Source organism: Breznakia blatticola (assembly GCF_004365815.1).
Lineage (GTDB): Bacteria > Bacillota_I > Bacilli_A > Erysipelotrichales > Erysipelotrichaceae > Breznakia > Breznakia blatticola.
This window is the reverse complement of sequence record NZ_SODD01000081.1, coordinates 1-3325: the sequence shown is the minus strand read 5'-3', so window position 1 is coordinate 3325 and position 3325 is coordinate 1. Positions and strand designations below refer to the sequence as shown.

Genomic DNA, 3325 nt, shown 5'->3' with positions numbered 1-3325 from the left:
TGTAGAATGGCATTCTTAATGCAACTGTCATAGTCATCATATTTGTTAGTGTTTTTGTTATATTATTATGAATTCTCATCTTGATTGTTACGAATCGTCATATTATTTGTTAATGAATATGAAAAAAAGGAACTTGGTTTACACTGAGTTCCTTTAAAATGGTAATTCATTATCACTATCATTTTCATTGTCGTAGTCAGTCACTACTTCATGAACTTGATTTATTACTGATCTTATCTTCTTGTTTTCTGTGTTTAGGTCATCAATTTTCGCGCCTAATTGGTGAATTAGTTGCACTAACTCTTCAATTTCTTTGATTGCTTCTTTTAGTGTTCTTGGATAAGTGTTCATTAGTGTTGCTTTCTAAAAGTTGGCGAATCATCGCTTCTACTTCTTTGGCATAAACTGGTTCAACTTTCGCAAGTATAGATTGCAAATAAGATTTTAATTCATTCTCTCTTATTATAATTTTTCTAGAATATTGCACTTTCATTCACCGCCTTCATTATGATTTCGCTGGTTATGGTTTCCATGTTTAGTTGATTGCCAATCATTAAACTTTTATCGCAAAGGTTGTTTGTGACTCTAGGAATACCGGAAGATGCATTTACGATTGCTTCGATTGCATTATCTTCATAGATAGCACTTACGCATCCAGCTCCTTCCAATTTCTTTGAAATATATTTCTTCATTTCTGTTTTGTTCATGCCATCCATCTCATAATTCATTACGATTCTTTGCCTCAGAGGCTCGTGTGCGTTTAAGCTTAGTGTATTGCGTATTTGTGGTAACCCTACAAGCAACACCACCGCTCGATCTTTGGAATCCATTTCAAAATTAAATAGCATCTTTAGATCATTTAATATTCCATTACGTATATAATTTGCTTCATCTAAAATAATAATTGGTGTAATCTTTTTTTCTATTGAAAGTCGATTAATTGCATCTTGTATTAATTTAAAATTCTCACTTTTTCTAAATGCTGGTATAATGCCTAACGCTATAGCCAACTGGCGATAAAACTCTGCGACCGTTGATGTTGATAACGATATATAGATTGGTTTATACAGTGAAGTTGATAGTGTACTAACCCAATGTCTAATCGTGGTTGTCTTTCCTTTACCCGGACCACCAATAAGCAATCCAAACCCTTTGTTCTCAGCTAAATAATTTAGTCTTCCTGTAACTTCTTTATACTCTGTGGTTTCTACAAGTATTTCCTTTGCATTCTTAATAAAGGGATTGAACTCCAAACCATACCTTCCATAGTAATTCATTCTGCATCCTCCCCAAATAACTTCACCTTATTCCTTTTTATATGTGCATTAGATGTCTTATCTAGAAGCTTAATCGGTGTGAGTGTTCCATCATCATCCACCACATACACTTCCTTCATATCACTTGAGTACCGTAATATGATGTAACTATTAGAATAACGGTAATGCACTTCGTATTCCTTGTTGTTTAAATGAATCACGCAATCTTTGCTGACTTTGCGTTTCATCTCCAATAAAAATGCTTCCTTTATCTTTTCTTCACTTAATCGATAGATGAGTTTGCTCTCTTGAAAAAAGCGATTTTGTGGACTTGTATCCAATGAGCGATGAATGTTTGTGTTATAGCTCTTTACATATGTTTGCAGACTTTTTCTTAGCTCTTGGAGATTTTTAAAGTCACTTCCTTTAATCCCTGACATCCATTGTTGCTTCAATGTTTTGAAAAATCGCTCAATCTTTGCTTTACTTGTTGGCGTATATGGCTTGCAATAATGTAAGACAGTTCCTATTCTTGCCGCTAATAACTCCATTTGCCCATTACGGTACGGGCTTCCGTTATCAAAGTTAAACACCTTTGGCTTTCCATAACACATGATTGCTTTACGCATCACACTCATGAGATTGATAAAGTTATCTTCATAAAATACATCAATCCCTGTAATCATTCTGCTTGCATCATCAATAAAGGCTATAATATAGGTTCTTCGCTTTTTCGTTCCTTCTTGCAAATATATACACACACTACTATCTGCACACCATACTTCATTGATATGTGCTCTTTCGTATCGATGCATTTCTTTTTCTGCTTGCCGACTTTGATTCCGAATTCCTTTCACATACCTTGTAACCGTACTTAGCGATACATCTCTTTTGGTTACTACCTGCTGTTCCAATAGTTTCTGATATAACATCGTTGATGGCAACTTCGGATGTTCTTCTAAATACTGCTCCAAATACCAATGGACTTCACTGCTTATTTTCCTTGGAGTTTTTTGGACCGTTCTTCGCTTTGGTTTTAATTCTTCAAATCCTCCTTTTTGATAACGATTGTACCATCTTCGAATCGTATGCTCATGAACTTTAATCAATACTCCTTCAGGATCTACATAATGATGCTGTGCTGCATCACGAAAAAACGCACTATTCGTTGTATGTTCTTTTATTGTTCCACTCACTAATGGCGCGATGATTCCATACCTAAACACTGCTATTTTTTCTAACTTCTTTTCTTTATCCATGCTTTTTTCCTCCTTAGAGTCAGTTTACATAATTTTCTTATAACTTTACTCCAAGCCTATGTTGGTCATTATACTAAAGAATTAATCGTTGCATGAATTTGCATGAATTGTCGTCCGTATCCTTTGAAGACTCGAAATACGAGTCGTTCATCAAATACTATTTTAAGTACGGTTAACCGTTCCTTCCAGTGCTTAAAATATTGACTTCTAATATTGCGCACGCGATCAAAAGATATACAACCAATTGTGTACCACGTATCAAATAGTTCCTGATCATCTTTACACTGCACAATTCGAATATGAATGGATAAACTAAATCGGGAATAGGGCACCATGCAGGATAGAAGTATGCTATGTGTTACCCTACAACTTTTGCAGAATATTCGTTGTATACGTATTTCCTCTAGAATATCTTCCCAAACAAACATTCTTGTATAATATCCCCAGAATATGAATTCTCCAACAACTCCGCACGATGGACAAACAATATGATGTATTTCAATTGTACACAAACATATAGCATAAATTGTTTTCAATGTTCTTTTGATGCAAATTTCTTCTGTGAATGTCTTGATTTCTTCTATTATTTTAGTTACCATATAGTTGCTATTAAGCGGGAAGAAAATTGGTGTCTTGCAGGACGATTTTCTTCTTTTTATTTTGCTTAGTAATTCCTTTCTATTTATCCATAACATAAAAACCAGCATTTGCATATATTTGACTAGCTTTTAGTCATACTTTTGCAATTGCTGGTTCATTTGTTTTGACTAGATTTTTCAATTTCCTTTGCATTTGTCATGCTATTCTACA

General features: G+C 34.3%; 4 protein-coding genes. All 4 read right to left on the bottom strand.

Going from position 1 to position 3325, the window contains the following annotated elements; translation table 11 throughout:
• Positions 1-153 precede the first annotated feature (153 nt).
• Positions 154-351 carry a hypothetical protein gene (locus EDD63_RS11390; RefSeq protein ID WP_134171435.1) on the bottom strand — a complete coding sequence of 66 codons (198 nt, stop codon included), beginning with the start codon at positions 349-351 and terminating at the stop codon, positions 154-156.
• A 122-nt stretch (positions 352-473) separates the two neighbouring features.
• Entirely contained in the window at positions 474-1277 is an 804-nt protein-coding gene (locus tag EDD63_RS11385; protein WP_134171434.1) for an ExeA family protein, read from the bottom strand.
• Positions 1274-2515 carry a DDE-type integrase/transposase/recombinase gene (locus tag EDD63_RS11380; RefSeq protein ID WP_134171433.1) on the bottom strand — a complete coding sequence of 414 codons (1242 nt, stop codon included), beginning with the start codon at positions 2513-2515 and terminating at the stop codon, positions 1274-1276. Before EDD63_RS11380 ends, EDD63_RS11385 begins: the two co-directional genes overlap by 4 nt.
• Before the next feature lie 68 nt (positions 2516-2583).
• Complete coding sequence (locus EDD63_RS11780; protein ID WP_424945044.1) at positions 2584-3114, bottom strand: DUF6431 domain-containing protein; 531 nt, start codon at positions 3112-3114, stop codon at positions 2584-2586.
• Positions 3115-3325 lie beyond the last annotated feature (211 nt).

Excerpts from the sequence above, each read along its gene's own strand:
- EDD63_RS11380 (WP_134171433.1), bottom strand. The coding sequence starts at position 2,515 with ATGGATAAAGAAAAGAAGTTAGAAAAAATAGCAGTGTTTAGGTATGGA.
- EDD63_RS11385 (WP_134171434.1), bottom strand. The coding sequence starts at position 1,277 with ATGAATTACTATGGAAGGTATGGTTTGGAGTTCAATCCCTTTATTAAG.
- EDD63_RS11390 (WP_134171435.1), bottom strand. The coding sequence starts at position 351 with ATGAACACTTATCCAAGAACACTAAAAGAAGCAATCAAAGAAATTGAA.
- EDD63_RS11780 (WP_424945044.1), bottom strand. The coding sequence starts at position 3,114 with ATGGTAACTAAAATAATAGAAGAAATCAAGACATTCACAGAAGAAATT.